This window comes from Bacteroides sp. AR20 (assembly GCF_964250605.1).
Classification (GTDB): Bacteria; Bacteroidota; Bacteroidia; order Bacteroidales; family Bacteroidaceae; genus Bacteroides; species Bacteroides uniformis.
The window spans coordinates 1-26,768 of sequence record NZ_CAXUGK010000023.1; the positions used below are offsets into that span (position 1 = coordinate 1).

Consider the following 26,768-nt stretch of genomic DNA (forward strand, 5'->3'; position numbering starts at 1 on the left):
CGGACATAATAAAAATGATTCAGACCGGTAACACTCAACATAACCCCTCCAACTTCTCTACCATACGAACCAAATCCTGGTAGCTTAAATTCTTTTGGGACAAATGCAAGCCATTGCTGATACGAATCCCAACCCAAATACGAACCGGGTGATCATCTCTGCTTGGTGATACCGGTTGAGGTTGATCACTAGCCCTGGATTTTTCCTCATGACCAATTGCAGGAGCACCATCAACCTGGACTTCAACTACTTTTTTACGGGTATCCTTGTACCATTTCTGAAAGATGTTATAAGGAACTTTGTTCTTAACGCAAAACGATTGGAGAGATTCTCCATGAGGCAAAGCCTCGGTCTGGTATTGAAAGTAAAACCTTTCAAGATCTTCACTGCTATACATAAATTCTAAAATTTTTGTTCGCAGCGAAGATAGAGGTTGCAATCAATAGCCATTTTTTGACTGCTTACAAAATTGTAGAAGGATAAGCACCCAAGCATTCCTTCTCAACAAGCACCTTTATAAGCTAATACAAATCCTCCTCTATTTCGGAAATAAACACGACTTTCATTCAAACAAGACCTTTATATATACGAGGTTGAGGTCTATTTAAAACTCCTCACTGAAAATAACACATCGTATATCATCACGCGCATCCGCAATGACATTTGAACTCTTTCTATTGTTCGTGTAAGTAACCATAGGTTCGGTAGCTTTCTTCATTATTGAATATTGTTCTTTATATGGCTTAATTTTATTCATTGTTCCAATCTTCCTCCTACAATGATACCAATGATTCTAAAAAGTTCTAATTATCTCCCACCTATTTGTACTTTTAAGTGTAACTTCCACTGATAGTAGCTACTATTTCAATAGTTTATCATAGATCTCCAAATAAGCTCCCCCACAAGAATTTGCACTGAATAGTTCATTGGCACGTTTTTGCGCATGTGCTCCCAATATTCTGCTTTGTTCCGAATTGTCAAACAGATAATTCATTTTTTCAGCTAAGACATCAGCATCTCGCGGTGCGATAACAAACCCAGTCTCATTTGTATTCACCCAACTGGTGCCTGTCCCCAGTTCCGTTGAAATCATCGCTTTCCCATAATGACACGCTTCCAGAAGAACCACTCCAAAGCACTCGCCACGAGTAATGGAAGGCAGCACTACGAACGAACATTTCTTGAATAAATACGCAACATGCTCATTAGATTGATAGCCCAACAAATGAACATTATTGATGTCCTCATCTCTAATTCTCCGGTTGAGTTCCTTAAAAAGAGGGCCACGACCTGCAATCAGGATATTTTTGTTTACCTTTTTAGCTGCATCAAGCAAATAATGTAGCCCTTTGTATGTACGAAGCACTCCCACGAACAAGGCAAACTGCCCATATTCATTCACTTGCCGGGCAAACTCTTCTTCAACCGGATGATGCTCATTAAATCTCTCGTCTGAAACCCATAATCCTATCGGATGAATTTTATCCTTGCAGACATTTAAGATAGACTCGGTCGAAGCCAGATTAGGACTGGTGGGCACAATGACACTCGCTTTTTTAAATAACCTTTTCACAAAAGGTGCATAACCATTCATCAGCACTCCCCGCCCTTCTATAGGTGCATGAAAAGTTATCACGATAGGCTTACTCGTTTTATGAAACAGCGTAAGAAGTTCCGCAAAAGGGTAAGGATAATGCAGATGTATAATATCTGTATTCTTTATTATCCTTGAAAAATTCTTCATCAAACCGACACTCATAGGCATTGAAGAAAGACGGATATTCGTCTTATAAGAAATGCACTTTATTCCATCATAGTCACAGACTCCCGGCTTTTTTGAAAGGGATATTACTTCCACTTCATATCCATGCTTCATCGACATCAGACCAAGTTGATGAATCACTTCTTGGATACCACCGTCCGGTTCATCCGGATAGAATGTTTTAAAAATGTGAGTTATCTTCGCCATCTTTCGTATATTGGTTTTGAATTAAAATTCCCTTAAGCTTATTTCGAATTGTTGCCGTAACTTAGGATTCCCTTTACCTTCCTCCAGTAATAATTGCAGTAAACTTGGGAGAAATCTTTTTCAAGCAATAGTAAAGAGCCAATGCAATCGTAACTGTCAACAAAATATTAAAGAAATAGACAACAACCATTGCGAAGTCACTTGCCGGATGCAAAGTGACATACAACAACTTGCGAATGTTCGATAACAACCAAGGATCGTGTATTGCAAAAACAAAAAAGCTGGCAGAAGCTAAAAAAGTTGTGCTTCTAAAATTATGCTTAGCCACTATTGCAGCAGACAAATTAAGAGTACTAAGAATGCCTGCTATTTTTATTAATTTAAATAGCCATTGAACATCATGTCCTTGGACCATAAAAGCATAATGAACAGCCACCATTAGTAAGTAGAAAATATATGGATAATATCCATATATTCTAACTATATTTACAAAGTTACGCTTGTAGATACTAAAGACTGCACCTAATGAGAAAAAGAATAAAGCTTCTGTGCTTAAACCTCTTATACCGATATAGGGCAATGAATAGCCGCAAAGCCAGAATACAGCAATAAGCCAAATAAGAAGACCTTTAAAACGGCTAAGCAGACAATAAAGAACTGGAGAGAATAAAGACAGAACCATTAAATCTCTTATGAACCAAAATTGATAAGCTATAGGATATGTCATCGTCTTCTTATCATCAAGTATTCCCCAAAACGAAGACAAATAATAATCCAGCCCGGCATTATTAGGAAATTGAAACCATTGTCTCGTTAGAGGAAGGTGAGATACCGCAAAAAAACAAATCAAAAAAGAGGCATTCCAAAATAAATAAGGTATCAGCAAAGTACTTATTCTACGTTTTATCTTGTAAATGTATGTTTGCAGAGAATAATCAGCTTTGTAGAAGAAGAGAAAACCTGAAAAGAAGAAAAACAAAGGCACAGAAATCCAACCTATATATTGTGAGAACAATTGACCTATAAAAGAATAGGTAGGCATGTGTGTTTCACTCCCCATTACCTCATTGCCTACAATAATAGAAGGTCTATAGTTATGAATAAACACAACTCCCACTATGAGAGGAAAACGCAAAAAAGCTATAACCCTACTTTGCAATTCATCCGCATTTTGCTTGCTAAACATAAGTTCAAGACAGTTTTAGTATATTTCGAAATTGCCCCAATGCATAGGCTTTATCATAATGCTTAAATCCGCGTGGCACCCTCCGTTCTTCAACAGCTTTTATCATATCGTCTAAGCTCTCAAAAGTACTATTTGATAATAAAAAGCGATTGATTATGGTGTCGTATGCCAATATGGACAAGTCGGCATTTATTGCCTCCACCAAAGCCATAGGCAACATTTCTTGAAGAAAGGAAGAAAATAAATAAATATCTGAAGATATTAAATAACGTTCTACATCATTTACACATCCCACAGCAATAATGTTGTTGCCCCTATATTCATCTATCAAGTATTGTTCTTCTCCCTCGCCTGCAATCAAGAATTTCACGTTGGGCTCATTGCTCATCAGCGAAGCCATTTTCAAGCAATCTGCCAATCCCTTGCCTGGCTTGAAGATAGCAGAAAACATAATAATCAAATCATCATCGGCAATATGCAGTTCCTCTCTTACCGTTTGACGAATAGTAGAATAATCTTTTTTCTCATATCTTTGAATATAAAAGTTTATAAAAGTATGAACGGGTATGCGGATATATTTCTTTACCAACTGTTCTGTACGAGGAGTTATCAAAAAGAAATCTGTGCATATCCAATTAATGAGAAGCGAGAGAATAAAAAACTTCCGTTCACAGAAGAAGAGGTGCTGCAAGTAAATTACTTTTTTACCTTTTAGCTTAGCTGCAATTTTGTACTTTATCAGCCGCAGAAGATTTATATTACTATGAATAAATATGTAGTCAGCCCCGGCTATCAAGTCACCGGTAAGCCTATTCTCTATGTCATGGTTCTGATTGCGAATCATCGCCTCATATTCAGCACTGTGGCTTTTGGCTATAAAGCAAGAAGACACGCCCATTTCGCTCAAGGCAGAAGCATAGTTAAGTGCCACATTTTCAGCCCCTCCCCGCTTCAATGTGTTCAAAAGTTGTAATGCAATTTTCATTTAAATTATTTGTTGGATACGTATTGATACAACACTTCAGCCAAGTGCTCCCATTGCAAACCATCTGCCAAAGATTGTAAATGTTGTTTTTTATAAAGATATTCTTCGGCATTGGCAGTGGCTGCATTAATTGCTTCAGCCAAAGCTTCAGGCGAAGCCTTTTCCAGAAAGTAAGCCGTATCGGCAGGTAACTGTTCGGGAATTCCTCCCACCTGCGTTGCGATTGCAGGAATGTTATATCCCAATGAAACAGCAGCAACGCCGCTTTGCGATGCTTCTAAATAAGGCATCAGCAGTAAGTGATTCTCATTCACAAACTTATCAAACTCGTCATTCGTCAAGTATTTATTGACTATCCTTACATACAAGTTGTTATCAAATTTTAAAGTAGAGATACATTCATCAAATTTTCCCGCCAAAGTGATTGTTCCTATTCTGTCGTAGTCTATCAAAGGTAATGCGTCTGCCAACAAATCAACACCTTTATAATAATTGATTCGACCTATCATCAATAAGTTATATCTCTTGGGCAATACTTCAATTTTGGTTTTATTATCACCATAAACAATTACTCCGTGAGGTATAATAATGGAAGGTTTTTGCACGCCTATATGTACTTCCACCCTTTGGCGCACAAACTCAGACAAGAACACCCAATGAGCAGCATTCTTCATTGCCACATCCATCATCTTTTGATGAATTACCGAAGTCTCGCCTACATGCATCACTCCATCATGTATAACTAAAAAAGTGGGTACCTTGCACCACTTACATAGAGACACAAAGACTGTATCCCAATTGTGAGGTCCAAACACCAACACCCTATCATATCTGCCCCGCCAAATCTTTAGCAGAAGAAGCAATAAATAATAAGGCAGAAAGAAAGTCCACGACCAAAGCTGTCCTATTAATCCCTTATAGACTTTTATCTTCTTCGCTTTTCCGCAAAAGGGTTCTTCGGTTGAAGCAGCTATCCATACATCTATTTTATCAGTAGGAAAGTGGTTGAGCAGTTGGTTGGCATAGTACACGCATCCCCCTTCATATCCCAAACTGACACACAATATCTTTTTACTCATAATCAGCCAAACAATACATTGTGATATAGATAGTGTTCATCTTGTCCCAATTGGAACACTCTGATAACAGCATACAGACACACAACAGCCAGAAAAACTATCTTCCACCTCATATTCAGTTCTTTGTAGATTGCGGGATAGAGAATGCAATAAGATGACATAAACAAATAGCTGAAGCGTACGGGTAGCGTATCGAATTCCGCAAGAAAGAGCCTGCAAAACAGCATACAGAAAAACAGATTGTAGAACAATGTCATATTCTTCCCCAAAGCATTCAGTTTATCATAAAACAGTAGTAACAATATTCCGCTGCACATCCGTTCCAGATAGCCGATAGAAACGGCTGAATAATTATTGAACATACTCTTTACCATATACTCCTCCGTACTACTCAAAACACGCCCCCCTATCATAGATGCACCTTGAATCAAAAGATTGGAAAAAAGATTAATATGCGATAGAACCATAAAGTTTCCCACTAAGAAGATACCCCAATATACGTATTTATGATACTTCTTTGTAAGAATGAAATAGAGTGGAAAATAGACAATGGAACTCGTGTGAAATCCAAAGCCTATCAGATTCAATATAAAATAAGGCAATGCCTTGCGTTGTATCAAGAAAGGAATGGAAAGGTAGAAAAACGAGATACTCTTCATGTTGCGCATCACATTTACCGAATCCAGAAACAATGCAAAGTATATAAGCATTGAAAGCATAAAAAAAGACGAATACCGCCGGAACAACCAACATATCACCACCAAATCAATTAGGGTGGATAGGGTCATAAAAAAACTAAGATTGTCCCATACACTGTTTTTTACGAAAAACATGTAATACTGGAACAATGGCTCAGCATTTGAATTTTCCAAACGTGCTACAAAACTATCAAAATCTGTATGACAATCATGAAAAAATGCATCGTATGCTTCCCAATCGTATCCCACCTCGTGACGAAGGCCAATAAACAAGAAGTAAATGATCCCCCCAAAAAAGGTATCTACATTGTCGGTATCAATACCTCTGCACCGTTGCCTTGTGTTCCATGCAATAATAGCAATAAAACACAAAGCAACAAGTACATAGGGTAATGACTGACTTGTACTTGCACCCATATATACAGTTAAGCTTCTGCAGTAGGTAAATTCAAAATCTTTTTCTTGAACAATTTACTATAAACACCAATGAAGCTTTTAGTTACCAAATAATAGAGTAATCTGGAACCCAATAGCTTTTGGTTATCATAAAGCAAACATGAATGTTTAAACGAGCCGAGATGAAATCTATAAGTCTCAAAATTGTACTTCCAAAACGTAGAGGCCGGTGAAAGATATTGCAAGTAATAAAATCCCATCTTGATTGCATTGGTTCTATCCTTGGGCGGGAGAACGGATTGAAGCAGCAGACGATGCAGCTCTTCTTCATTCTCGGGATTATAGGTAATACCCAGCTCGCGATATACTGCTCCACCCAACAATATCACCGGCTTACCATGATATACAGCTTCGGCACCGGTAGTAGAGCCCCACACCACTACTACGTCTGCCCTATCTATCAGCGCATAAGTACTTAAACTGCTTCCGCCCGGGATAACAGTCATGTTAGGATATTTCTCGCCTAATTTCAGCAAGTCTGTATGATACTTGTAGGGCACATTCGTTAGATTGGGATGAATACGTAAATAAACTCTCACTTTGGGGTTGTTCTTTAAGAATTCGGCTATATTTACAATCGCATCCAACTGTGTTGGGAATAGCCTAGCTTTATCATACTCATCACCCACTGCTGCAAATTCATCTTCCGAACTATTGAAAATCACGATATTTCGATAGCCTTCATCCCAATTGTCGGGCAGTTTTGCTTTGTTCTGATTAGCTATGTAATTTTTATCACCCGCATAAGTACCCGTCTTTCTTTGTATGAAAAACATATTTCCAACATGTTCTTTTTCAGCTTCAGACAGCACAGACTGATTCCAAGTATTATAAATCATCTCTGTATTTAAAATAATGCTGTGAGGAATATTCCCACAAAAATATCTTTTAAGGTATTTGTGATGGAACACGCAGATTGATTCACACGAAACGAAAGGAATATTGTGCAATTGGCTTATCTCCCATTCGGGACGTGCATCATTAGCACGGCCATTGAACAACAACACCTTATCAGGCTGTACATCAGTAATGATTCTATCTACCATTAAAGTGCGTCGAACGGTAGAACGTAACAACTCATCAAAATAGGCACGGAACACACCATCCAGTTTAGGGTTGCAGTTGCGTGTGTGTGAGATATAGTTGGAAAGACTCGACATACCTACTGATACACCATTATATTTAAGTGCTTTTATCTCTGACAAAGATTTGTATTGAGGATGAAAGTTTTTAGCCTCTACCTTTATTTTCTCTGTTAAAACACTACATAAAGAGATTTGGTGTATACCCTCGGAAAGTTTCTTTCGCATACGCGTAGTATAACAACTACACAATTTACACTTCATGGGGTTGCGTTTCATATTCTCCCAACATATTTCCGCTTGCGGATCGCAATACACGAAATAAACCTCATGCCCCAATCGGTAATATAACTCGGCCTCGTCCATCATATACACAAATGTATTGGGCGAAACACCTGCAAAAATCAATATTTTCATCAGTCAAATTTATGTTTTATGTGATAGATTATTTTAAACAATCCTATCCTTTCCAAAAAATCCATGATATGCTTTTGGCGTACCTGCTTTTTTATCTGCACCCTAAACAGTGCTTTCATTTCATCTTTGGTACGAGGCAGACTAAACATTTTCTGCATACTATCATAATTCTTGTCAATGAAATAATCATTGTTGCGAATGGCATTTTCAGCCCAATGTCGATGATTCTTACTGCGTGCTCCTCCGGAACACATCGCTGAAGGCAGATTTATTTGGTTGGCCGAACTGGTATAATAAATGGTATATCCAGCCAAAGTAGCCCGAATCAAAAAGTCTGTCTCTTCACGATAGGCATTTCCTTCTATTTTCACATCAAACTGCATTTCGCGCGCTACTTGGGTCTTACAAAGACAAGAAGCATGACAAAATGGGACCCTAATCGGCTCTTTCACTGTATATGTAAAGTTTGTGGACAAAGTGGATAAATCAACAATCTGATTAGCCTCAGTAGCGATTCGATTGCGATAATGTGACAAAAACTCATCCAGTTCATCGATTTGTTCAGGAAAGAAAAGCGCCAATGCTCTTCCTCCCACAATATCGGCATTTTTCTCTCTCATTACATTCAGCAAGTTACGGATAGAACCGGGATAAAGCACCGAATCATCGTCACCAAAATAAATATACTCTGACTGAACTTTGCTAATAGCAACATTTTGTGTGTAAGGTTGCTTCGAGTTTACTTCATTACGGAAATAACGTAAAGTGGGAAATCTTGTTTGCAACTCCTTCACCACTTCAGCTGTATTGTCTGAAGAACAATCATCAACCAATATCACTTCACTCACATCCTCCTGAAAATAAGTAGGAATAGTTATGGGCAACAGACGAGCTCTGTTGAAAGATGGTAACACAACGCTTACATTCATTGAAATATCTTTTTAATTTGAAATTTGTTCAACATAAAGAAATAGACTAAAACAATAGGAATCATTACCATAATCTTAATCCACCACAACGTTTGTGACAAATATTGCGCCACCACTACCGCTAAAAGCACTATCAATAGGATAACGATGATTCTATTCAATTTACCCATCCAAACCTTCGTGTTTTTATGAAAATAAGGTACAAAAAATGGAATAATAGCTATTGTCCAATAAGACACCAACGTAGAATATACCACTGATACATACCCCAATATTGGAATCAAAATAATGGAAAGAAAAATATTCACTGCTCCCGGCATAAAAATAAGCCATAAAAGTTGCTTTGAGTCTTTCTTTATGAAAGCCACATTGGAAGTAAAATTATAGAAAGGTAACAATACATTGGCAAAACATATAATACTTGCAATGGCACTGCATGATTGGAAACTCTCGTTACGAATAACGACTCGATAAATATCCGGCATCCAAATAGCTACTGTAAAAACGGCAGTCAAGGTTGTAAATTGACAAAAATAATAGAGACTCCTATAATCACTAAACCTTTTATCCCGATAAGTTTTTTGCAACTGCGGAACCAGTGCAACGACTAACGAAGTGGTAATAATAGTAATATAATCGCCCATCATATATCCATTTGAAAACAATCCAATATCTTCCAAGGATACTTGATAGAGATTCATTATAATACGCGAAGAAGAAGAGAGCAATACAAAGCCAAGAGCATGAGGAATGAGCGGCCATGACAACTTCAACATATCCACTAATTTTTTCCACTTTCGGTCTATAATAGGTTTTATGCCTTCTTTTTTGAAAAGTAAGGGACAAAATAAGGTAAATGATACAATAGCTGTGACAGCTACACCAAAAAGAAAGCCCCAATAGCCAGCCTTAAAAAAATAAATAGATACAAACGAGACAGTCATACCACAGATACTACCTAACAAAGTACGATAAACCAATGGCTTCGGAGTTCCTTTCAAAGGATAGAGATGCTGTGCAATCACAGTATTTCCAAAAAGAAGAAGAGGTACACAACTAATCATAGCAATCAGAAACCTTTTTTGAATACAAACTTCTGACAACATTCCCATTATAACACAAATATAGACAATACTCAGTAATATACCTGAAAGATAGAAATAACATATAACTCTTCCCCATAATACCCTCCAATGGTTAGAATATTCATAATAACTATTGGTAAGAAACAGATTAAGTCCCAAAGGAGCTATAGTAATAAATAGTCCGGAATAAGAGGTAATCACTCCCCAAATGCCATAATCAAAAGGGGTAAGAAAAGGAGTTATTAAAGGCAAAAGCAAAAGGTTTACTAATGAAGCCAATTTGGGCATCACACCAAAACCAAATGCTTTCTTTAAGATACTGATTAGAAACATAAATTACTCCCTTTTTCTCACCTTCAGCCATTCCTCCAGCCACTCATTCACCATCTGCCTGATTTCATCATCCTCCAAATCCATGGAGTAGTAATAAAAAAGTGACTGATAAGCACTTAATCTCACATCCAGCCCTTTTTTATTTTTCCATACGTAGTTGTACAAATATGGGCTTCTTTGGCAAGAGTATTAATATTCAAGTCTTTCTCTTTACGCCATTTCTCAAATAAAGCACCCAGTATAGGGTGGTCACTGTTTACATTCATCGTCGTCTTGTATTATGTTATCAGAATTAAAAAAGTACATGTTATTAAACGTTATTTTAGGTTTCTCACATTTAAAATATTTTCCATATACAGAAAATATTTAATGAGAAAAGAGCCCTAACTTCGCACAAAATCTTTAAAACAACAAAATGGAAAATCTATTCAAAATGTCACTTTTCATGCCGCCCATATCGCCGATAAAAGACGAAAACACCGGAAAAACCGTAAAAAGTGCCACACTCACCCCATTCAGGACAATGAGCATTGACGAAGTACACCGTCTTATCACCTCCGACCAGAGACTTGCCGAACTGACACTCGCCATAAGAAATGCCGCAGCACAAGGAGACGAAATTACCGCACGATTCCTCAAACAACAGACACTACCCTACGTCACTCCCTGCGGCGTATTCACCCGACGACGGAGCGACTGCCTCACGGAACCCTCCGGCCTGGTTGTAGTCGACATCGACCACCTTGAATCCGCAGAAGAAACGGAAAACTTACGGCAACAACTGTTTGATGACCCCTATCTATGCCCTGCGCTGGTGTTCATCAGCCCCACCGGACGGGGCGTAAAAGCGTTTGTTCCTTGTCTTCACGGACAGAATCCTGCAGAAGGAATACAATGGGCCATGAACTACGTCCACTGCATGTATGACGCCGAAAACACACAACCCGGAAAAGGAGTGGACACTTCGGGGAAAGACCTCGTACGCGCCTGTTTCCTCTGCCATGACCCGAAAGCACTGCTCAGAAAAGTTGTGAACTTCGAATGATGAGTCATTGCAAATCACCGACTACAAATTACTAATTATAAATTACCCAATCCGATGGAACCACTATCTTCATTGCACCTTCTGGCCGAAGCAGTCAGAAATGCAGGAGCAGACATTGCTCCAACCTATCAAGAATATATACAACTGGCATTTGCCATTGCCACCGACTGCGGAGAAGCAGGACGGCATGATTTTTTAAGTCTGTGCAGCCTGTCGTCCAAGTACGACCGACGGGCAGCCGACAAGCTCTTCAGCAATGCCCTGAAGACCGGCCGTAACGACGTGCATCTGGGAACCGCCTTTCATCTGGCCGAGCTTTGCGGCGTGAAGATTCAGCATGAAGCCGCACCCGCCATTGGTACACTTGGTACACAAAGTTCACCCCTCTCTTCTACCTCACACACACGCGCACGCGAGGAAGAGTCCGCATCGGGCATTGAACCACTGTCTCCATTACCCACTTTCGACGAACACCTCCACTGGCCTTATCCCCTGAATCGCATCATGAGCTGCGGAACCTCACTCGCCCAATACGATGTACTGCTACTGGGTGCCATCACCGTATTGGGTGCCAGTATGGGAAAACACGTCCGATGTTCCTACGGAGGAAAAATGATGTCCCCCTGCCTGCAAACCTTTGTAGTAGCCCTACCTGCATCCGGCAAAGGAGTGCTCTCCTTGGTACGCCTGCTTGCCGAACCCATTCACGATGAAATACGTGAGCAGGTAGACGAAAGTATGGCATGTTACCGCCGCGAAAAAGCAAAATACGACACACTGGGCAAGGAACGCGGAAAAACGGAGACTCCCGTAATGCCTCTCAACAAGATGTTCCTCATCTCGGGCAACAACACCGGAACCGGCATCCTGCAAAACCTGATGGACTCCGACGGTACCGGACTGATATGCGAAAGCGAAGCCGACACCATCTCCACCGCCATCGGTTCGGAATACGGACACTGGAGCGACACCATGCGCAAAGCCTTCGACCACGACCGACTGTCCTACAACCGGCGCACCGACCACGAATACCGAGAGGTAAAGAAAACTTATCTTTCCGTACTTCTGTCAGGCACCCCCTCACAAGTGAAACCACTGATTCCCACTGCCGAGAACGGGCTCTTTTCCCGCCAGGTATTCTACTACATGCCTGCCATACATCATTGGCAAAACCAGTTCGACCGTAATGACGGCAATCTTGAAGATACCTTCAAGGCTCTGGGCATGGAATGGAAGGACAAACTGAAAACCATTGTCATGAACGGAATATTCACCCTTCACCTTACGGACGGACAGAAAGATGAATTCAACCGGCTCTTCTCCCGGCTTTTCGTACGCTCCGGACTGGCCAATGGAAACGAGATGTCAAGCAGCGTGGCACGTCTGGCCATCAACATCTGCCGCATCATGGAAGTGGTGGCCATGCTCCGCGCAATGGAACAAGGGGAAATCACCGCCTCGCCTTACGTGTCGCCCGACCCCCACACAGCCACAGACAATCTGAAAGACCACATTGTCAGCCGATGGAATCTCCTCATTGCTTCCGATGACTTTCATGCCGTACTCTCACTGGCCGAAAGCCTTTACCGGCATACCACCCATATCCTCTCCTTCCTGCCCAACACCGAAGTGGCAAGCCGCGGCAATGCCGACCGGGATGCGCTGGTAGACAGCATGGAAGAAGAATTCACACGGGCCTCTTTCCTGCAGAAAGCCGGAGAGATGGGCATCAAATCGGAAACCGCCTCCACCTGGCTCAAACGTATGCAGAAACACGGGCTGGTGGAAAATGTGGATGGCAAGGGAAACTACCGGAAACCCAAAGTCTGACATTCACTTCGCTTCACGCACGCGTATGTGTGTGAGGCGAAAGGATGGATGAACCTCTGTACCAAGTGTACCAACCTCAGGTTTACGCTTCCCAACCTGACCTTTACGCCGCCCAACCTCAAGTTTAAGGCTCTCCCAGTGCAGCCACTATCAGCCGCACCTGGGCAGGCGTATAAGAGCGGGAACGGGAAGAACCGCCCAAGGCGGAAAGTCCGTCACGCAAATCGGGACAAAGGTCTATCCAGTGTTTCAGTTTGCGGAAGGCAGCCTCCGGACAAAGATTGGGACAATAGATTTGGGCCAATTCAGTACGCCCGTATGTACGTATGACAAAAGAATCCATAGTTGACAGTTACGATTTATATTTCATCAAAAGTAACTATAAATCATGACATTATCAAACTTACAAGCGTAAATAACCGACTAAAACAGACCCAAACAGACGAGAACCTGCAAAAACCGGCAAACGCCCGTATCCACAGCCTTATCTTTGCATCGTTGAGTTCAACACAGCAAATGTTTTTATCCTTTAACTTCTAAATTTTAATTGTATGATTCGTTACAAAAAGTATCAAGTGACGGGCGAAGACAGCCCACTGAAAGGCCTCTGGTATGCACGCCCCGTAATCGAAGAAACCTTCGACATCGAAAAATTGGCCAAGCACATGTCCAATCACAACACCCCCTATTCGAGTGGTGTCATCAAGGGGGTACTGGCAGACATGGTTTCCTGCACCAAAGAATTGATTCTGGACGGCAAGAACGTGAAACTGGATGACCTTGCCATCTTCTCCGTAGGAATCGTCAGCAAGAAAGGGGCGCAATCCGCTGCCGACTTCTCGCTGGCCAACAACGTGAAGGGGCTGAAGCTCCGCGCCCGTGCCACCGGCGAACTGAGTAATGCCCAAATCAACCTGGATGGACAGCTGAAGGAATCTTCCCTGTACACCGTAGGCGGAAAAGCTCCCGATGGCAGTGGTTCCGACGGCGGTTCCGGAGGAAGTGACGGCAATCAGGGCGAGAATCCGTTAGGATGAGAATAATTACAAATTACTAATTATCAATTACCAGTCATCATGAGTGAAGACAAAAAGTCAAAATCCGTATGGGGCATTGTCCTCAAAGTAATCATCACCGTAGCTACCGCCATAGCGGGAGCTTTAGGTCTGGGCGCTTGCAAATAGCCATGCGTACGATTACCCTGCTCATTGTTCATTGCTCAGCCACGCCTCAAGGCGTGGCCCTGGGCTTTGAGGATTGCCGCCGCGACCACATCCACCACCGCGGCTTCCGTGACATCGGCTATCATTTCTATCTGACCCGCAACGGCGAAATACACCGCGGTCGCCCGTTGGAAAAAATAGGTGCGCATTGCCTCAATCACAACCGCCATTCTATCGGCATCTGTTATGAAGGAGGACTAGACGCTGCAAGTTTTCCTGCCGATACCCGTACATTGGAACAGAAGGCTTCGTTACTGGCACTGCTACGTGAGTTGAAGCGTATCTTTCCACGGGCGCTGATTGTGGGGCACCATGATTTGAATCCGACGAAAGCTTGTCCGTGTTTCGATGCGGAAAGGGAGTATAGGGGGCTCTAAAAGGCTCCCTTCTTCATTCTATCATCCGCACTATCTGAAATGCCTCGGCCAAGTGTTTGCCTACGGTATAGCCGCGAAACCGGGCAAGGGCTTTCAATGCCTCCGAAGAGCGCGGATGCGGAAAAGCACGGCTCTCAAACTCATAGGCTGCCATGGCAGCACATTTTGCTTTCAAATCATCCTCCGAAATCTCCATATAGAAATTGGCTGTGAAATGGCGTGGGTCGCAAGTAGCCTGCCACTCACTGGCTGATGGGGTCTCGAATGTAAAAATAGCCTTCACCGGTTCGTCCTCCATAGGGCGTGTGGCAGTCATCACTGCTTGAAAAGTCATCTGATGGTCAATATTAAGGTCGCCACCATGGTGGGTAAAGATAAAGTCCGGACGAAACTGTTCCTTCTCATGCTCCACTACCTTTACGATATCAAGCAGTGCATGGCTGTCAAAACGATTGTCGGAAAAATTATATGCCTGCACGCTGTGATAGCCTATCAACTGCCGCGCCGTCTCCACATTCTGATGATGCCTTTCCAAGACTTCCTTCCACTGTTCCGTGTCACGGGTATCTGAGCGTGAAGTAATCCCCTCTCCCATAATGATGACCCGGGTCTGTACTCCTTGTGTCTTGACTAGTTTGTGCATGGTAGCGCCTAGGCCCAGCAGTTCATCATCGGGATGGGCGGCAACAACCATGATACGTTTATTGGTAAACATAGCCATAAAAAATTATTCTAATATATCATTAAAGCTCAAGGGAGTACCTCTTTCAATGTCATGAGCAGCCTTTTTACCTAATACTTCGTCTAAATATTTAGGCTCCAGCCCATTCCCCGGACGTATCGAACGAACATTATTTTCCGTGAAAACATCACCGGCTTTCATACTGTTCACAACAAATAAAGAACGACAAAACTCACGTCCTTTTATCATTGTTGTATCTGTAGGATAAATCACATGCCCTATAGCATCTTCAACCTCCCTGACCTGCTTCACCATTAAAGCAAACTCATCGGGTTCCATCGAAAATGAGGCATCAGGTCCTCCAATTTTACGATCCATGATAAAATGCTTTTCTATCACGGTGGCCCCCACAGCAACGGAAGCCACAGAAACGGTTGTTCCCATCGTATGGTCAGATAATCCCACCGGAACTTGGAAACGTTTCCTCATATCTGCAATTACAGACAGATTGGCATCTGAAATCTGGGCCGGATAAGCAGACGTACATTTCAATAAAGTCACCTGCTCATTTCCTACACTTCTACATGTCTGCAAGGCAAGCTCTACATCATTCACCGTAGCAATACCGGTAGAAATAATCATAGGCTTACCTTTAGATGCAGCATATTTTATCAATTCTATATCGGTAATCTCGAAAGAGGCAATTTTATATATCGGATTATCCAAGGTTTCCAGAAAGTCAACAGCACTTTTGTCAAAAGGGGTAGAAAAACAAACTAACCCCTCTTCTTTTGCCACATGAAAAATTTCTTCATGCCATTCCCATGGAGTATATGCCTTTTGATACAAATGATACAAATTTTCTCCATTCCAAATAGTACCATGAATTTTGAACCATTCTTGGTTACTGTCAATAGTCATGGTATCTGCCGTATAGGTCTGTATCTTCACGGCATCCGCACCGCACCGCTTTGCCGCACGAATAGTGTCAAGAGCCACCTGCTTATCATGATTATGATTTGCCGATAGTTCGGCTATAATAAATGTCTTATTCATGATTACTTCTTTGTTATTTTTACGTCAGCCACAATACTACCATCCGCTTTGATGGACGCACGTGTAAACTCATATCTGAACTCTCCTTTTTCAATATAGGCATGAGGATAGCCATCAGCATCCAGCATACGAATATAATCGAAAATCTCCTCCAATTTTTCCAGTCCACTCATATCGCTCTGTTCAGGCTTTCGTCTTTTAAAGACAACGGGGTCTCCCTCTTGTGGCACCGGCTGCAGATTATTTTGAATAATTTCAACTATCATCTTTCCAACAAGCTTATTGACCCTGACAAAAATTTCTTCGGCAGTTCCCGATAAAGACAAATCCATTTTTAAATAGACCGGTCCGGTATCTAATCCCACTTCTACACGGAGAGCTGAAAGTTTTGTCGCCGTCAGTCCCCGAACAATAAGATTTTGCAATGGGCTTCCCCCACGTCCATAGGGTAAATCAGTCATGTGGAATACGATACATTCATATCGTTCAAAAATAGCAGAAGGAATTATATAAGACCAATGCGGAATAAATATTTTAACCGGTGATATTGAACCAATCCGTTCAACTGTGAAATCCTCTTTTTGAGATATTAAGTAAAAAGCATATTGAGGCATTGTTGACTGGAGATAACTAACCAACTCTTTATTCCAACTCTTTTCAGAAACGATTAAAATATTTTCCATCTAGTTCTACTCTCTAAAATAATGTTTAGTTATTAATATCCTCATTAATCAATAACTTATATATCAAAATATCGTCAGAAATCAAACTGTCTCTACACTCAAGAAAACCGTTTTTGAGAAAAACCTTTTGGGAGGATACATTTGCCGCCTTTACATGAGCAACCAAAGAATTAACATTCTTCATGCATTTAACTTTCTCACTTATTAATTCTATAATGACATAGCCTAAACCTCTACCCCGATATTCCGATGCAATGGAATAATCAATCAGAGCTTCACCCTTTTCAATATTCAGCCTCACTTGTCCCACTGGCATACCGTTCTCTATTAAAATATAAATCTTCACATCTTCCTTTTGCAAACATCTGGTAAACCAATTACAATGCTCCTCATAATTAATCTCATCTGTATTAAATGCGCTCTGCCTGACTATGGGGTCATTTACCCACTTATAAAGCAAATCCCTATCCATAGAACGAACTTCACGTAAATAGCAGTTATCCGCTAAGTTTCGGAAAAATGAAATATAACGCCTCTGAACACAATTATTCACACTGGTATTGCTTAATCGCAAAAAGCTCACATTACACAAATCAACAGACGGTTGCCTTACATTCCCTAACCCTATGATCCAACCATTTGAAATGAGCAAATCATAAAACTCCTTTTGATTGTCTACATACCATCCCGCCGCAACTTTAGCACCACATGCCAATGCTTCTATACAAACCGAACTGGCAGAACAAATCACTAAATCGGAGTCGCAGAAAAGGTCTGCCATTTCTTGTGCCGTAAGGCGCGAACGATAAACAAGGCGACTGTCCTGCACACACGATGAATGAGGAGTGTAAGCATCTCCTACTACTGCCGTAATACTGTTCACAGTACAGAGTCGAAGTACCTGATTCACAAAATAACCAGTTATATCATGAATGTCACTTCCTCCGAAACATACAGCCACTTTCTCTATTCTATCTGAAGAAATACTTTTCCTTTTTGCCGCCTCTAAGAACGGCTTGCGCAACAGTGCCCAATCAAATCCCAAACAGAGCCTGGTGTAAAATTCCACGTCGAAAAGTGCAGGATTGGTCTGACCATGGTTAATCACAACATCAGCCACATAGTGCTTGTCGTGCATATCATCCACACACACCAGGCGGCACCCTTTTTGCTTGATGGCACGCTGGTAATCGGTAGTGAAGAAATAATTGTCGAGCACCACAATTTCATCACCTTGAAGACTAGAAAGGAACTCATCATAATGCGCTTCCTCTTGCAAGGTGACAAAAGGACACACTTTCTCCATCTCACTTACCTGATATGAGGTGGGATGGCAAGTAAAGAAGGTACAATCAAAATCGTCCTTCAGCATATCGGCCAAAGCCAGAGTACGGATAAAGTGGCCGTAGCCGATGGTAGCGCTTGCGTCGGCACGGAAATAGATTTTTTTCAAGAAATGAAATGAATTAAAGAATTACAATTCTTTTCTAATCTTCTTTATAGTTGCCAGCATGAAAGGAAGATAATTCTTCACCACATCATAAACAACTGCTGCATCAAGGTCAAAGTAATGATGTGCTATGATATCTCTCATTCCCATTGCACCTTTCCAATCAACTTCCGGATATTTAGCAAATAGCAGTTTTTCTGTAAGTTTATCAATACCTTTAAGTCCTTCACCTATAGCCATCAGAAGCATGCAGGTACTTTCAAGGCGTTCCATCCCTCCGGGAGATACAAGGTAGTAATGATAAGAATCTATAGGACGAGAATTATCCAAGATTCGCTCAATCGCTTGCTCTATCTTACCCAACATGGCTTCAACCATTTCCCTTTTATGCATAAACGCCTTCCTCTATTATGTTCTGTTTCAATATTCCATCCATATCTTCACGTAGCCTCACAATATCCACTGCACAGCCAAACAGGTGTTGAAGCTCTTCTTTAATGTGAACCAAACTGAACATATTGGGTGTCTGCAATTCTACACAAACATCCACATCACTCTCAACCGTTTGTTCACCACGCGCTACAGAGCCGAATATTCCCATACGCATAATGCCGTATTTAGAAGCATTTTCAGCCATATATTTACGCAAAAGAGTAATGTATTCAGACGTTGTCTTCATATTTCTTTGTTTTTACTACATACAAAGATAGGGATAAATATCAAAACTAAAAACATTCAGAATCTTTTTCTACCTACACTCCCTTTAAAACCATACACGAAAGTTATTTATGAAGCAACTCATACTTCATCTCTGCCAATGCCCAGTCAGTCAGTGTATCAAGGTCCTGCACTTCAAGTTCGGAAAGTACCAACCCGGCTGTATTCTCACCCCAAAAAGTCCGGCTCTCCACAAAGGGAGCAGTGCGAGAGAAATAGAACTGACCGGCATCGTGATAAATCGGTTCTAAATCTTGGGAACGTGTATTTTTGTATTCGGGATAAACCATACTAATTTTTCCATCCACGATGTGAAGGCTGCGCTGTATGGGATAGGAATAAGCCACACAAGTGAAGACGGAATCTATCTCCGAATTCATTTTTCCGTATGCTTCCCGGAGTCTTTCGGGAGTGACGAAAGGAGCCGTTGAATAAATGCAACAAACCGTTTCAAACTTCCTGCCTTGCTCTTTATACTTCCTCAGTACTTCAAGAATTACATCATCAGTACCGGCATAGTCATTTGACATCTCGGCACTCCGCATAAAAGGAACTTGAGCACCATATTTACAAGCTATCTCAGCAATCTCTTCATCATCGGTAGAAACCATCACCTCATCAAAAAGACCGCTTTGTAAAGCTGCCTCTATGGAATATGCAATAATAGGTTTACCCATAAAGGGCTTGATATTCTTACGCGGAATACGTTTACTGCCGCCACGTGCAGGAATGATTGCTATATTTTTCATTTCGCTACAAATTCTATAACCTTTTCAATCACATACTCCTGTTCCTCGTCCGTCAGCGTGGGATACATCGGAAGACTCAGACAATGTTCGTAATACTCTTCTACTATAGGTAAATCGCCTTTCCTATTGCCCCACTGCTGATAGTAAGGCATCAGATGAAGCGGAGCATAATGAACCTGCGCATAGACATTGTTCTCGTGCAGATAATTATAAAGACCCAAGCGGTCAGCTACTTGAATGATATAAAGGTGATAAGCATGATAGACATCGGCAGTATTGAACGGAGTCTTGATACCATCTATTCCGGAAAACGCTTCATTATAGCGTCTTACGATTTCATGACGACGTTCAAGACCTGCTTTCGCACGCTCCAGCTGAGAAATACCCAAGGCAGCCTGAAAATCAGTCAGACGGTAATTATACCCTAACTCCTGCATCTCGTAATACCAGCCACCATGATGCTCGTGCAATAAGGCAGGGTCTTTCGTAATGCCATGCGTACGGTAAAGACAAAGCTTGTCATAGAGCTCCTTGCTGTTGGTGGTCACCATGCCTCCCTCACCCGTAGCGATATGTTTCACGGGATGGAAAGAGAATACGGCACAGTCGGCAAAACAACCGTTGCCACAATGTTGTTTCTTGCCTTTACTGTCCATGAAATAGCCACCGGGAGCATGACAGGCATCCTCGATAATCCACAAGCCGTACTCGTCGGCAAGCTTTCTGAACTCTTCCAGATCCAAAGGATAGCCTGCAAAATCAACCGGAACAATACCTTTGTAAGTACCGCGGGGAGAAGCTTTAAGCATGGCTTCGAGTTTACGGATATCCATGAGGTAAGTATCCTTGTCAATATCACAGAATACCACCTCGCCGCCACAATAGCGGATGCAGTTGGCACTGGCAGCAAAGGTCATGGGAGTGACAATCACCTTGTCACCCGGCTTTACATTCAGTGCGGTAGCTGCAAGATGAAGCCCTGAAGTGGCATTGTTCACCGCTACGGCATATTGTGCACCTACATATTCGGCAAATTTCGTTTCAAATTCCCTGATTTTGGGACCTTGTGTCAGGTAATCGCTTTTCAAGGTATCGATGACTGCCCGGATATCCTCATCTGTGATATGCTGACGACCGTATGGAATAGGCTTGCTTATCATTTCACCTCGAAATTAGGGTCAACGTATTTCTTTATATTCTCGCGCATAGTCTCTACTGTCTCCCACTCCGTATTGTTGTCACTGCTGTAGTGGAAACCGTCGGGAACGGGTACTGCATTGTGATGTCTGATGAACTCTTCGCGACTGTGCTTGAAAGATACGGAAGGAAGAATGACATAATATCTGCCCAAATCGATTGTATCAAGAGCATCGGTTACAGTAATCATCTCCTCGTGCATCTTCTCTCCCGGACGGATGCCCACTTCCACCTGCGGCAGATTGGGTGCAATGGCGGTAGCCACGTCCTGGATATGATAGGAAGGAATCTTAGGAATAAAGATTTCACCACCCAGGTGATGTCCGATGGCATACATGACCAAAGCGACACCGGCTTCCAGCGAAATGTTGAAACGGGTCATGCGCATATCGGTTATGGGAAGTTCCTTCGCCCCGTTGTCACGCTTGTTGATAAAGAAAGGGATTACGGAACCGCGGGAACCCATCACATTGCCATAACGGACTACGGAGAACCGGATGTTCTTGGAACCGCTGATATTGCTGGCGGCAGTAAACAGCTTGTCGGAAGTGAGCTTGGTGGCGCCATAAAGATTGATGGGGGCACAAGCCTTGTCGGTAGAAAGGGCCACCACATGCTGTACACCGGTGGCAAGAGCAGCCTTTATCACATTCTGCGCACCGTGTACATTGGTTTTGATGCACTCTTCGGGATTGTATTCAGCGGTATCCACCTGCTTGATGGCGGCTGCATGGATAATCACGTCCACTCCTTCGCAAGCCCGCGTCAGACGTTCGAGGTCACGGACATCACCGATAAAGAAACGCAGTTGCGGATACTTATGACCGGGATATTTCTGTTTCAGCTCAAATTGCTTCAGCTCATCGCGGGAGTAAATAATGATTTTCTTTACTTGCGGATAATCACGGAGGATGGTTTCCACAAACTTCTTTCCGAAGGAACCCGTTCCTCCGGTAATCAATACGGATTTATTGTTAAGCATTATAATGAAAAGTTTTATTCATCGATATATTCCCACGGATAGGGATTGTCTGTCACATTCTGAAACTCATCAACCGCTTCCTGCTGTTCGGGAGTAAGTGATAAGGAATCCCAGGAGGCGATGATGGAACGGCCCTCGTCGGCCAAAGACTCGTCGAACACTTCACCGTAGCAGGCGGTAAGCAGACGGAGCTTCAGTAAGGAAGCGGGAAGGGCATCGAGCACATCCCAACAACAGTCCAGCACTTTCTGGACATGCCGCTGCTTTTCGCCATGGTCGACAAAAGAGGCGCTGTAACCCATAAGAAGGGCAAGACAGACATTTGCCTGCTCGTCGATGGTAGTGCCTTTTACACCCGACCGGTACAAAGCCATGGTAAGACGGTAGACCTCACCGTTCCGCCGTGACAAGTCATCGCTATAGACGGGACTGCCGTCCATACCCAAATACATCAGTTCGTGCGCAGCACGCTGAAGAGTGATTGCTTCTTCGGAAAGAGACATAAGCAATTATAGAATTAAGAATTAAAAATTAAAGTTCAGCCGATTACTTCTATAAGATCGGGATGGATAGTGGCCATGGCAACAGCTATGACACCTTGTATTTCGATAACCACGCGACGGTCACGTGCGCCCTTTACCTTCAGAAATATCCCCTCTTGCCCCTCAAATTCACCGCCGGTAATCCGGACTTTGGTACCTTTGGACAAGTTCAATTCATCCGGTTGAAAATAAAGAAGATGATCATCGTAAGTGCCGGATACGGCAATGAAACGCTGCATCTGACCGTCTGGGACAATAATCTTCTGCCCACTGCGGGTATCGGTGATATATTGCAGATAAGTGACTTGAGACTTGACACGCTGCACATCGGAAGGACGGGCATGGACAAAAAGCAGATTATGAACGACCGGAACCAGAGCACGGACTTTTTTCCTTTTTTTTATACATATCTTGTATTGCATAGGAATGAAACAGCCCAAGTTTTCTTTCTTGAGCAGATGCATGGCATCCGGTTCTCTGCGGTAGGTGGCACGCATAGCATACCAGATTTCGACCTCTTTCTCTATTCCCATTTTTATGCTTTTGTTCAGACAAGGGTGTTCTCCTGGGGCTTTAAATTCCTTGCATACACTTGGAATTCAATCACTTGCGGACACTTTATGTAGAATACGACAAGCTTTATGCCCTTCTTGTCAACAGATTTTTTGCAGTCATTCATTACCTAACAGGTAAAATGCTGTAAACGAATCTATTGCAAGCAAAAAGCGTTCAATAGACGTTCGTTTTTTGAACGTCAATATTTAAGAAAATTAAAGAGGGAAGATTACTTAAAAATTAGTAAAAGGAAGAAGTTAGAGAAATACAATGCAACAGGCTTACTGACAAAGTATTATACTCACTAAAAAGAAATTTATAGAATATTTTTATTAAACATTTTGCGAGATTCAAAAATACACGTTATCTTTGCGTTCATTAAACGAACGTTTAAAAAACGCCTTTTCCAAACGTAATATTTCACTGTATAACAACCAATTACAACCAAATAAAAAATATCGTGTTTATAGAAATCAGATTCCTACAAACACGATATCAATTAAAAAAGAAATTACTATTCTCAGAAGTTAAATATACCCAATTCCGGGAAAGTAGCCCCTTGCACTGCAAAACAGATTCCGAAGCAAGCCGCACTTACAATCCAAAGGATAACCAGCGTCCACTTCAAACCGGAATTCATCGGCTGCCATTTGAATATCTGACTGAAGATGGCCCATACAAGACTGACCAAAGGAATTCCTACCAGCAAGATTCCTGCAATGTACATCACAATGGCAGACAACGGAGAAGTAGGCAGTACCACATCAGCCATCGGGAAAAAGGAAATGAGAGCCGCACCACCACCAACAGCCACCGCTATCGCAGCAAACAACAGCGCCACGAATACCACTCCAAACACAAACAGTATCGGACTGCAAATAATGGCGAATATCACCAGACAGATTTTCAACAGCCAACCGACTACCATCACCAGCGTATCTCCCAACTTCTGCAAGAAAGTACGGGGCTTGTCCGACCTCATATAATCATTCACCCCATTGGCAACCTTCTCGAAGCCATCCGTCACCGTCTTTCCGATATTCTCTACCGTAACAGCCTCACCGCGCATGCTTAACTTCTCGGCAGCCGTGCGGGCTTCCGGGATAATCAGCCAACATACGATATAAACCGGTATCAACGTTCCTACCCCACAAATCAAGACGACAAGCAGCAACAGACGGAGCAAAGTCACATCCCAACCCAAATAGGCAGCCATTCCACTGATGACACCACCCAGCATTTTGTCATCCGGATTGCGGTATAGACGACGGCGTGTAGTGCCATAAGCGGTATTATTGCTCCATGCACCGGCACCATAACCACCTCCGGCATTTGTACTACCGGCATCGGCACTGCTGCTCTCTCCTTCTGTCTCCATGTCCTCCGGTTTTCCCATGCGGGCAATCACCTCTTCCACATCGGCTATTGTGATTACTTGCGAACCGGCCGACAATTTCTCGGCAAAGAGTTCGGAAATACGGCGTTCAATATCATCTACAATCTCGTCGGCACCGGCTTCCTTGCGGAAGTGCATCTTGAGATTACTCAGATAATTATCCAAAAGACGGTATGCGTCATCATCAATATTGAAAACGGTTCCACCTAAATTTACAGTTAATGTCTTTTTCATAACACACTATTTATTTACAATTTGACTATTTACGATTTACTATTTACCATTCGACGAATGCGGCATATTCTCTGTGGTCATTTCAAGAATTGCTGATGTGATTCACCGTCTCGTTCAACTCTTTCCAGGATGTTTCCAGTTCACCGAGAAAGACTTCTCCTTTTTCCGTCAACCGGTAATATTTACGGGGAGGACCTTGCGTAGACTCAATCCATTCATACCCCAAAAGGTCGTCGTTCTTCAAGCGGGTGAGCAACGGATAAAGTGTACCTTCCACCACAATCAGTCTGGCTTCTTTCAACTTCTGAATGATATCCGAAGCATAAGCCGGCTCTTTGTGAAGCAGCAGCATGATGCAATATTCAAGCATGCCCTTGCGCATTTGCGACTTTACATTGTTTACATCCATAATGGTATTTACTATTTGACAATTTACGATTTACTATTTGGCTGCACAATAGAGTAATGAGTATCCTTATTCATTCTATTGTTGTTCCTTGTATGGCACAAATATATGTATTATACCAGTACCTTGCATTACAAAGTACCATATATTAAACATTATTAACAAGAAAAGTAGTTCACGCTACTCTATAACATCAGTAACGTGAACAGAGAGGAAGAGGGATATTTACTGATGGATAACAATTTTATCCAATATACCGGTCAGACTCGCAATTGCTACTCCGTAGTTGGTTATGGGGATGTGCTGTGCGCGGGCATGGGCTATACGATTGAGAACGTACTTCCGGTTGAACATGCAAGCGCCGCAATGGATAATTAAATCATATCGGGACAAGTCTTTGGGAAAGTCATTTCCAGATACAAAGTCTATCTGCAATTCCTCGCCGATGCGCTTTCGTAACAGGCGGGGAATTTTGACGGTGCCGATGTCCTCGGTCAGCGGGGCGTGGGTGCAGGCTTCAGCTATCAGCACACGCGATTGGGGTGTCAGGCTATGAATAGCGGCAGCTCCCTCTACAAAGGCATTGATGTCTCCTTTGTAACCGGCAAAAAGAACCGAGAAGGAAGTAAGACTACTCTCGGCAGGCTTTTGTTGATAGACGATGGGGAACACCTGAGAGTCTGTGATTATCAGCTTAGGCGGACGGGCAAGGGCTTGCAGGGAGGCTTGCAGCTTGTCGGTGGTACAGCTCATCACTAAGCATTTTTTATCCAACAGTTCGCGGATGGTCTGCACTTGTGGAAGAATGAGACGACCTTTGGGGGCTTGTATATCCTGGGGCATCACCAGCAGGACGATATCTCCTTCACGTACCAAATCGCCCGTGATAGTCTGCTCACCAAAATTCTCGGGAAGCTTTTCGAGAATAGCATCGAAAATGCCTTGAATGCCGGTACCCTCTTTGGCACTGACCACAACGGGAGCCTGCCCGCATTCCTTTTCAATCCGAAGCACCACGGAAGCGGTGTCTTGACGGGAATCGGCTTTATTCAGTATCAGTATCACGGGGATTTCGCGCTCAGCCAGTAGCTTTAGCCATTGCTGTTCCAGCGTTCCGTCAGCTTCATAAAGCAAGAGGGCGATGTCCGCTTTCTCCACCGTCTTTAAGGTACGCTCCACGCGCATACCGCCCAGTTCGCCTTCGTCGTCATCAAAACCGGGGGTATCGATAAAGAGGCACGGGCCCAAAGGATATACTTCCATGGCTTTGGTCACGGGATCGGTAGTAGTGCCGGGCGTTGCGGATACCAATGCCGTGTCTTGCCCGGTCAAGGCATTGACAAGGCTGGACTTTCCGCTGTTCCGTCGTCCAAAGACGGCAATGTGCAGGCGGTTAGAACGAGGTGTATTATTCATAAATCCGAA

30 protein-coding genes are annotated in these 26,768 nt (G+C 42.6%); 5 read left to right on the plus strand and 25 right to left on the minus strand.

Annotation, left to right across the window (positions count from 1 at the left end):
* Positions 1 to 34 precede the first annotated feature (34 nt).
* The 10 genes from ACESTD_RS12605 to ACESTD_RS12650 form a co-directional block, all read right to left on the minus strand.
* Positions 35 to 397 carry a hypothetical protein gene (locus ACESTD_RS12605; RefSeq protein WP_173675129.1) on the minus strand — a complete coding sequence of 121 codons (363 nt, stop codon included), beginning with the start codon at positions 395 to 397 and terminating at the stop codon, positions 35 to 37.
* A 462-nt stretch (positions 398 to 859) separates the two neighbouring features.
* Positions 860 to 1,969 (minus strand): glycosyltransferase, encoded by a 1,110-nt coding sequence (locus ACESTD_RS12610; RefSeq protein WP_117887257.1) that lies wholly within the window; start codon positions 1,967 to 1,969, stop codon positions 860 to 862.
* A 73-nt stretch (positions 1,970 to 2,042) separates the two neighbouring features.
* Complete coding sequence (locus ACESTD_RS12615) at positions 2,043 to 3,155, minus strand: acyltransferase family protein (protein WP_178068866.1); 1,113 nt, start codon at positions 3,153 to 3,155, stop codon at positions 2,043 to 2,045.
* Positions 3,156 to 3,159: 4 nt separating this feature from the next.
* A complete protein-coding gene (locus tag ACESTD_RS12620) occupies positions 3,160 to 4,140 on the minus strand; it encodes a glycosyltransferase (RefSeq protein ID WP_117887259.1) in 981 nt (326 codons plus the stop codon).
* A gap of 5 nt (positions 4,141 to 4,145) precedes the next feature.
* Positions 4,146 to 5,219: a glycosyltransferase gene (locus ACESTD_RS12625; RefSeq protein WP_117887260.1), complete on the minus strand. Its 1,074-nt coding sequence runs from the start codon at positions 5,217 to 5,219 to the stop codon at positions 4,146 to 4,148.
* 2 nt (positions 5,220 to 5,221) lie between these two features.
* On the minus strand, positions 5,222 to 6,334 hold the full coding sequence (locus ACESTD_RS12630) for an EpsG family protein (protein ID WP_117887261.1): 1,113 nt from the start codon (positions 6,332 to 6,334) through the stop codon (positions 5,222 to 5,224).
* Between the two features lie 8 nt (positions 6,335 to 6,342).
* Positions 6,343 to 7,872, minus strand: a complete 1,530-nt coding sequence (locus ACESTD_RS12635) for a hypothetical protein (RefSeq protein WP_117887262.1) — start codon at positions 7,870 to 7,872, stop codon at positions 6,343 to 6,345.
* Positions 7,872 to 8,801 carry a glycosyltransferase family 2 protein gene (locus tag ACESTD_RS12640; protein WP_117887263.1) on the minus strand — a complete coding sequence of 310 codons (930 nt, stop codon included), beginning with the start codon at positions 8,799 to 8,801 and terminating at the stop codon, positions 7,872 to 7,874. The genes ACESTD_RS12635 and ACESTD_RS12640 overlap by 1 nt, the downstream gene beginning before the upstream one ends.
* On the minus strand, positions 8,798 to 10,219 hold the full coding sequence (locus ACESTD_RS12645) for a lipopolysaccharide biosynthesis protein (protein ID WP_373158914.1): 1,422 nt from the start codon (positions 10,217 to 10,219) through the stop codon (positions 8,798 to 8,800). The genes ACESTD_RS12640 and ACESTD_RS12645 overlap by 4 nt, the downstream gene beginning before the upstream one ends.
* Before the next feature lie 3 nt (positions 10,220 to 10,222).
* Positions 10,223 to 10,345, minus strand: a complete 123-nt coding sequence (locus tag ACESTD_RS12650) for a hypothetical protein (RefSeq protein WP_255343536.1) — start codon at positions 10,343 to 10,345, stop codon at positions 10,223 to 10,225.
* Between the two features lie 289 nt (positions 10,346 to 10,634).
* Here ACESTD_RS12650 and ACESTD_RS12655 point away from each other — a divergent pair, with 289 nt between their 5' ends.
* Together ACESTD_RS12655 and ACESTD_RS12660 are read left to right on the plus strand one after the other, a co-directional pair.
* Positions 10,635 to 11,264 carry a BT4734/BF3469 family protein gene (locus tag ACESTD_RS12655; protein ID WP_008663369.1) on the plus strand — a complete coding sequence of 210 codons (630 nt, stop codon included), beginning with the start codon at positions 10,635 to 10,637 and terminating at the stop codon, positions 11,262 to 11,264.
* Between the two features lie 54 nt (positions 11,265 to 11,318).
* Positions 11,319 to 13,094, plus strand: coding sequence for a DUF3987 domain-containing protein (locus tag ACESTD_RS12660; protein WP_120151752.1), 1,776 nt, complete (start codon positions 11,319 to 11,321; stop codon positions 13,092 to 13,094).
* 124 nt (positions 13,095 to 13,218) lie between these two features.
* Here the strand turns inward: ACESTD_RS12660 and ACESTD_RS12665 are convergent, their stop codons facing one another.
* On the minus strand, positions 13,219 to 13,437 hold the full coding sequence (locus ACESTD_RS12665) for a DUF4248 domain-containing protein (protein ID WP_005829478.1): 219 nt from the start codon (positions 13,435 to 13,437) through the stop codon (positions 13,219 to 13,221).
* Between the two features lie 208 nt (positions 13,438 to 13,645).
* Here ACESTD_RS12665 and ACESTD_RS12670 point away from each other — a divergent pair, with 208 nt between their 5' ends.
* The 3 genes from ACESTD_RS12670 to ACESTD_RS12680 are packed head-to-tail and all read left to right on the plus strand — an operon-like array spanning position 13,646 to position 14,694.
* Positions 13,646 to 14,131: a DNA-binding protein gene (locus ACESTD_RS12670; RefSeq protein WP_005829481.1), complete on the plus strand. Its 486-nt coding sequence runs from the start codon at positions 13,646 to 13,648 to the stop codon at positions 14,129 to 14,131.
* A gap of 39 nt (positions 14,132 to 14,170) precedes the next feature.
* Positions 14,171 to 14,278 carry a smalltalk protein gene (locus ACESTD_RS12675; RefSeq protein ID WP_005829485.1) on the plus strand — a complete coding sequence of 36 codons (108 nt, stop codon included), beginning with the start codon at positions 14,171 to 14,173 and terminating at the stop codon, positions 14,276 to 14,278.
* Positions 14,279 to 14,280: 2 nt separating this feature from the next.
* Positions 14,281 to 14,694: an N-acetylmuramoyl-L-alanine amidase gene (locus ACESTD_RS12680; protein WP_117588785.1), complete on the plus strand. Its 414-nt coding sequence runs from the start codon at positions 14,281 to 14,283 to the stop codon at positions 14,692 to 14,694.
* Between the two features lie 13 nt (positions 14,695 to 14,707).
* Here the strand turns inward: ACESTD_RS12680 and ACESTD_RS12685 are convergent, their stop codons facing one another.
* The 14 genes from ACESTD_RS12685 to hydF all read right to left on the minus strand — a co-directional run bounded on the left by ACESTD_RS12685 (position 14,708) and on the right by hydF (position 26,759).
* Positions 14,708 to 15,415: a PIG-L deacetylase family protein gene (locus tag ACESTD_RS12685; protein WP_229084531.1), complete on the minus strand. Its 708-nt coding sequence runs from the start codon at positions 15,413 to 15,415 to the stop codon at positions 14,708 to 14,710.
* A gap of 6 nt (positions 15,416 to 15,421) precedes the next feature.
* Entirely contained in the window at positions 15,422 to 16,432 is a 1,011-nt protein-coding gene (gene pseI, locus ACESTD_RS12690) for a pseudaminic acid synthase (protein WP_117887268.1), read from the minus strand.
* A 2-nt stretch (positions 16,433 to 16,434) separates the two neighbouring features.
* The gene (locus ACESTD_RS12695; protein ID WP_117887269.1) at positions 16,435 to 17,115 is read right to left on the minus strand and encodes a methionyl-tRNA formyltransferase; all 681 of its coding nucleotides are present in this window, start codon (positions 17,113 to 17,115) and stop codon (positions 16,435 to 16,437) included.
* A 25-nt stretch (positions 17,116 to 17,140) separates the two neighbouring features.
* Positions 17,141 to 18,568 (minus strand): UDP-2,4-diacetamido-2,4,6-trideoxy-beta-L-altropyranose hydrolase, encoded by a 1,428-nt coding sequence (gene pseG, locus ACESTD_RS12700; RefSeq protein WP_117887270.1) that lies wholly within the window; start codon positions 18,566 to 18,568, stop codon positions 17,141 to 17,143.
* 21 nt (positions 18,569 to 18,589) lie between these two features.
* Entirely contained in the window at positions 18,590 to 18,943 is a 354-nt protein-coding gene (locus tag ACESTD_RS12705; protein ID WP_229034671.1) for a DUF86 domain-containing protein, read from the minus strand.
* A 7-nt stretch (positions 18,944 to 18,950) separates the two neighbouring features.
* Positions 18,951 to 19,244, minus strand: a complete 294-nt coding sequence (locus ACESTD_RS12710; protein ID WP_117887272.1) for a nucleotidyltransferase family protein — start codon at positions 19,242 to 19,244, stop codon at positions 18,951 to 18,953.
* 103 nt (positions 19,245 to 19,347) lie between these two features.
* Positions 19,348 to 20,031 (minus strand): pseudaminic acid cytidylyltransferase, encoded by a 684-nt coding sequence (pseF, locus tag ACESTD_RS12715; protein ID WP_117887273.1) that lies wholly within the window; start codon positions 20,029 to 20,031, stop codon positions 19,348 to 19,350.
* Entirely contained in the window at positions 20,028 to 21,191 is a 1,164-nt protein-coding gene (gene pseC, locus ACESTD_RS12720) for a UDP-4-amino-4,6-dideoxy-N-acetyl-beta-L-altrosamine transaminase (protein WP_005829502.1), read from the minus strand. The genes pseF and pseC overlap by 4 nt, the downstream gene beginning before the upstream one ends.
* Positions 21,188 to 22,210, minus strand: a complete 1,023-nt coding sequence (gene pseB / locus ACESTD_RS12725) for a UDP-N-acetylglucosamine 4,6-dehydratase (inverting) (protein WP_373158912.1) — start codon at positions 22,208 to 22,210, stop codon at positions 21,188 to 21,190. The genes pseC and pseB overlap by 4 nt, the downstream gene beginning before the upstream one ends.
* A 14-nt stretch (positions 22,211 to 22,224) precedes the next feature.
* The gene (locus ACESTD_RS12730; RefSeq protein WP_117887275.1) at positions 22,225 to 22,713 is read right to left on the minus strand and encodes a UpxZ family transcription anti-terminator antagonist; all 489 of its coding nucleotides are present in this window, start codon (positions 22,711 to 22,713) and stop codon (positions 22,225 to 22,227) included.
* A gap of 35 nt (positions 22,714 to 22,748) precedes the next feature.
* Positions 22,749 to 23,285, minus strand: a complete 537-nt coding sequence (locus ACESTD_RS12735) for a UpxY family transcription antiterminator (RefSeq protein ID WP_057098066.1) — start codon at positions 23,283 to 23,285, stop codon at positions 22,749 to 22,751.
* Positions 23,286 to 23,827: 542 nt separating this feature from the next.
* Positions 23,828 to 24,937: a PspC domain-containing protein gene (locus ACESTD_RS12740; protein WP_195391391.1), complete on the minus strand. Its 1,110-nt coding sequence runs from the start codon at positions 24,935 to 24,937 to the stop codon at positions 23,828 to 23,830.
* Positions 24,938 to 25,019: 82 nt separating this feature from the next.
* Entirely contained in the window at positions 25,020 to 25,346 is a 327-nt protein-coding gene (locus ACESTD_RS12745) for a PadR family transcriptional regulator (protein WP_005825341.1), read from the minus strand.
* A 222-nt stretch (positions 25,347 to 25,568) separates the two neighbouring features.
* Complete coding sequence (gene hydF / locus ACESTD_RS12750) at positions 25,569 to 26,759, minus strand: [FeFe] hydrogenase H-cluster maturation GTPase HydF (protein ID WP_057281193.1); 1,191 nt, start codon at positions 26,757 to 26,759, stop codon at positions 25,569 to 25,571.
* Positions 26,760 to 26,768 lie beyond the last annotated feature (9 nt).